Source organism: Sphaerotilus sp., assembly GCF_041083715.1.
Lineage (GTDB): Bacteria > Pseudomonadota > Gammaproteobacteria > Burkholderiales > Burkholderiaceae_C > Sphaerotilus.
In genome coordinates this window covers 1-4506 of record NZ_JBFPGY010000004.1, presented here as the reverse complement: position 1 = coordinate 4506, position 4506 = coordinate 1, and the positions used below count along the sequence as shown (strand labels likewise).

The window sequence follows — 4506 nt, the reverse complement described above, 5'->3', positions numbered from 1 at the left end:
GCGTCGATCAACGCCGGGTTCCAGGCGTGGACCGTCTGCTGCTGTTCGCCCAGCCCGTCGATGCCCAGGCGGATCACGTCCCCGTCCTTCAGGAACACCGCGTCCGGCTTCTTGCCCATGCCGACGCCGGGCGGCGTGCCGGTGGTGATCACGTCGCCGGGGTTGAGCGTCATGAAGCGGCTGAGGTAGCTGACGATCTGCGCGACGTTGAAGATCATCGTGGCGGTGCTGCCGGTCTGCATGCGCTGGCCGTTCACGTCGAGCCACATGCCGAGCTTCTGCACGTCGCCCACCTCGTCGGCCGTCACCAGCCACGGACCGATCGGGCCGAAGGTGTCGCAGCCCTTGCCCTTGTCCCAGGTGCCGCCGCGCTCCAGTTGGTACTCGCGCTCGGACACGTCGTTGATGACGCAGTAGCCGGCGACGTGCGACAGCGCATCGGCCTCGTCCACGTAACGTGCCCGCGTGCCGATCACGACACCGAGTTCGACCTCCCAGTCCGACTTCACCGAGCCCTGCGGCAGCACCACCGCGTGGTTGCAGCCCACCGCCGACTCCAGCGTCTTCGTGAAGACGATCGGCTCCTTGGGGATGGGCATGTTCGACTCGGCGGCGTGGTCGGCGTAGTTCAGGCCGATGGCGATGAACTTGGTCATACCGGTCCATGGCACCTGCAGCTCGCCCAGCGGCACGACGGGCAGCGTCGTCACATCCAGGCTGGCCAGAGCCGCCAGCGATGCAGGCGAGAGGGTGGCCGGCGCGATGTCACCGATCAGACCGGAAAGATCGCGGACCTGCCCGCTGGTGTCGAGCAGGCCGGGGCGGGGGTGGGCACGGGGGCCGTGGCGCAGGAGTTTCATCGTGGCAGTCCAGAAGGTTCAGGAAGTCAGGGGGACGCAGGGCAGCAGGGAATCAGTTCGACCAGCCGCCGTCGATCACCTGCGTCGTGCCGGTCGTGAAGGCGGATTCATCGCTGGCGAGATAAACCGCCAGTGCCGCGATCTCGTCCACACGGCCCAGGCGGCCCATCGGCTGGCGGGCGATGAAGGCCGCTTCGACCTGCGCCTGCGTCTGACCGGACGCCGTGGCCTGCGCATCGATGCGGTCACGCAGCGACGGCGACTCGACCGTGCCCGGGCAGATCGCGTTGCAGCGCACGCCCTTGGTGATGAAATCCGCCGCCACCGCCTTGGTCAGGCCAATCACCGCCGCCTTGGAGGTGCCGTAGACGAAGCGGTTCGGCGCGCCCTTGAGGCTGCCGGCGACCGACGCGACATTGATGACCGAGCCGCCGCCCTGGGCCAGCATGCCGGGGGCGAAGGCGCGGATCGTGCGGAACATCGAGCGCACGTTCAGGTTCATCGCGAAGTCCCACTCGGCCTCGGTGCAGTCGAGCACCGTGCCGGCGTGGACGAAGCCGGCGCCGTTGAACAGCACATCGACCGGGCCATGCGTCGCAGCGGCGGACTCGATCGCGGCCGGGTCGGTCACGTCGAGCACCTGCGTCGTGCAGCCGCATTCGGCGGCCAGCGCGTCCAGCGCAGCAGCGTTCACGTCGGTGGCAATGACGCGGGCGCCTTCGCGGACGAAAGCCAGCGCGGTGGCGCGGCCGATGCCCTGGCCAGCGGCGGTGATGAAGGCGGTCTTGCCGCGGAGTCGGTCGGTCATGGGGTGTTTCTCCGGGGGTTCAGTGGTTGTCCTTGGGCACCGCGCTGCCGCGTTTGCCTCGGAGGAAATCGAGGTCCGCGCCTTCGTCGGCCTGGAGCACATGGTCGATGTAGAGCTTCCAGTAGCCGCTGTCCATCGGCGGCACCGGCGGCGTCCACGCGGCGCGGCGGCGGTCGAGTTCGTCGTCCTCGACGTGCAAGTGCAGCGAGCGCCCGGCCACATCCAGCGTGATCAGGTCGCCGTTCTGCACCAGGGCCAGCGTGCCACCCGCCGCCGCTTCCGGCGCGGTGTGCAGCACGACGGTGCCGTAGGCGGTGCCGCTCATGCGGGCGTCGCTGATGCGCACCATGTCGGTGATGCCCTTGCGCAGCACCTTCGGCGGCAGCGGCATGTTGCCCACCTCGGCCATGCCGGGGTAGCCCTTCGGCCCGCAGTTCTTCAGCACGAGGATGCAGGTCTCGTCCACGTCGAGCGCCTCGTCGTCGATGCGGGCGTGGAAGTCGGTCGAGTCCTCGAACACGACGGCGCGGCCGGTGTGCTGCATCAGCGCCGGGGTGGCCGCGCTCGGCTTGATCACCGCGCCGCGTGGCGCGAGGTTGCCGCGCAGCACGGCGATGCCGGCGTTCGCCTTGAACGGCGCGTCGAAGGTCTTGATCACGCGCGGGTCGAAGTTCTCGGCACTGGCGATGTTCTCGCCGACCGTGCAGCCGTTGGCGGTGACGATCTCCGTGTGCAGCAGGTGCGCGATCTCCTTCATCACCACCGGCAGGCCGCCCGCGTAGCAGAAGTCCTCCATCAGGTGCTGGCCCGAGGGCTGCAGGTTGAGCAGGCACGGCAGCTCGCTGGCCAGCCGGTCGAAGTCGTCGATCGACAGCGGCACGCCGAGCCGCCCGGCGATGGCGATCAGGTGGATCACCGCGTTGGTGCTGCCGCCGATGGCCGCGAGCGTGCGGATCGCGTTCTCGAACGCCTCGCGGGTGAGGATCTGCGACAGTTTCTGGTCGTCATGCACCATCTGCACGATGCGCCGCCCGGCCTGCCGCGCCAGCACGTTGCGCCGCCCATCGACCGCCGGATACGCCGCGTTGCCCGGCAGCCCGACGCCAAGCGCCTCGACCATCGATGCCATCGTGCTGGCGGTGCCCATCGTCATGCAGTGGCCGTGGCTGCGGTGCATGCAGCTCTCGGCCTCGAAGAAGTCCTGCAGCTTGAGCGTGCCGGCGCGGACCTGCTCGCTCATGCTCCACACGCCGGTGCCCGAGCCGAGTTCCTGGCCGCGCCACTTGCCGTTGAGCATCGGGCCACCCGAGACGCCGATGGTCGGCAGATCGACGCTCGACGCGCCCATCAGCAGGCTCGGCGTCGTCTTGTCGCAGCCCATCAGCAGCACCACGCCGTCGATCGGGTTGCCGCGGATCGACTCCTCCACGTCCATGCTGGCGAGGTTGCGGTAGAGCATCGCGGTCGGGCGCAGCAGCGTCTCGCCGAGCGACATCACCGGGAACTCCAGCGGAAAGCCGCCCGCCTCGTACACGCCGATCTTGACCTGCTCGGCCAGCGTGCGGAAATGCGAGTTGCAGGGCGTCAGCTCGCTGAAGGTGTTGCAGATGCCGATGACCGGGCGGCCGTCGAACTGGTCGTGCGGCACGCCCTTGCCCTTGACCCAGCTCCGGTACGCAAAGCCGTCGCGGTCCTGGCGGCCGAACCATTGCTGGCTGCGGAGTTCTTCGGGGCGTTTTTTCTTCGGGGTGGTCATCGGCGTGCTCGTTAGTCCCGTGTCGGGCGGGGAAAGTGCGCGTCGATACTATGGTATGACGAATGATGACTGTCCCCGTGGAATCCCTTGGAGCCTGAGTTGAGCGAACACACCACCCCCTTGAACACCTCTTTCGAAGTCTTGGCCGTGATGCGGATGAGCCCGCTGCTGGAGCCGCTGCTGCGCGCACAGTTCACGCTGCATGACCGGCTGCACGAGACCGACCCCGCCACATTCGAGGCGGCGGCGCCGCGCATCCGCGGCATCGCGGCGGGTGGCGAATCCCGGGTCACGGCCGAGTTGATGGACCGGCTGCCGGCGCTGGAGATCATCTCGGTGATGGGCGTCGGGTATGACGGCATCGACGTGGCGGCGGCGAAGGCGCGCGGCGTGGTCGTGACGCACACGCCGGACGTGCTGAACGACGACGTGGCCGATCTGGCGATGGCGCTGATGCTGGCGGGCTCGCGGCAGATCGTCGCTGCGGACCGCTACATCCGCGACGGGCACTGGTCCGGCGGGCCGATGCCGCTGGCGCGCAAGCTGTCCGGGTCGCGGCTGGGGGTCGTCGGCATGGGCCGGATCGGGCAGGCCATCGCACACCGTGCGCAGGCCTTCGACATGCCCGTGGCGTACCACACGCGCCAGCCCAAGGCTGGACTGCCCTATCCCCACATCGCCTCGCTGGTCGAACTGGCGACGCGCAGTGACGTGCTGGTGGTCATCACGCCGGGCGGCGCGGCCACGCGGCACCTGGTCAACGCCGACGTGCTGGCCGCGCTCGGGCCGCAGGGCTTGCTGGTGAATGTGGCGCGGGGGTCGGTGGTCGATGAAACGGCGCTGATCGAAGCGCTCGAATCCGGCGCGCTGGGTGGCGCGGCGCTCGATGTGTTCGCGGACGAGCCGAATGTGCCCGCGCGGCTGCGTGCGCTGCCGCAGGTGGTGCTGACGCCGCACATCGGCAGTGCGACGAACTCGACGCGGCAAGCGATGGCGGAGCTGGCGGCGGAGAATCTGAGGGCGAAGGCGGGGGGCTTGGCTGTGGTGACGGCGGTGCCGGAGTGTCGGTGAGGGAATAGCCA

At 69.0% G+C, this 4506-nt stretch carries 4 protein-coding genes; 1 reads left to right on the top strand and 3 read right to left on the bottom strand.

What is annotated here, in order from left to right:
• From AB3X43_RS00115 to AB3X43_RS00105, 3 genes are all read right to left on the bottom strand, one after another.
• A partial coding sequence (locus AB3X43_RS00115; protein WP_369427869.1) for a fumarylacetoacetate hydrolase family protein occupies positions 1-860 on the bottom strand: 860 nt, incomplete at its 3' end.
• A gap of 52 nt (positions 861-912) precedes the next feature.
• Positions 913-1668, bottom strand: coding sequence for an SDR family oxidoreductase (locus AB3X43_RS00110; protein ID WP_369427868.1), 756 nt, complete (start codon positions 1666-1668; stop codon positions 913-915).
• Positions 1669-1687: 19 nt separating this feature from the next.
• The gene (locus AB3X43_RS00105) at positions 1688-3424 is read right to left on the bottom strand and encodes an IlvD/Edd family dehydratase (RefSeq protein WP_369427867.1); all 1737 of its coding nucleotides are present in this window, start codon (positions 3422-3424) and stop codon (positions 1688-1690) included.
• Between the two features lie 150 nt (positions 3425-3574).
• Here AB3X43_RS00105 and AB3X43_RS00100 point away from each other — a divergent pair, with 150 nt between their 5' ends.
• Positions 3575-4495: a 2-hydroxyacid dehydrogenase gene (locus AB3X43_RS00100; protein ID WP_473965035.1), complete on the top strand. Its 921-nt coding sequence runs from the start codon at positions 3575-3577 to the stop codon at positions 4493-4495.
• Positions 4496-4506: the final 11 nt, after the last annotated feature.

Bases quoted from the DNA above. Each gene is read 5' to 3' on its own strand.
- AB3X43_RS00110 (WP_369427868.1), bottom strand. From the start codon at position 1,668: ATGACCGACCGACTCCGCGGCAAGACCGCCTTCATCACCGCCGCTGGC.
- AB3X43_RS00105 (WP_369427867.1), bottom strand. From the start codon at position 3,424: ATGACCACCCCGAAGAAAAAACGCCCCGAAGAACTCCGCAGCCAGCAA.
- AB3X43_RS00100 (WP_473965035.1), top strand. From the start codon at position 3,575: ATGCGGATGAGCCCGCTGCTGGAGCCGCTGCTGCGCGCACAGTTCACG.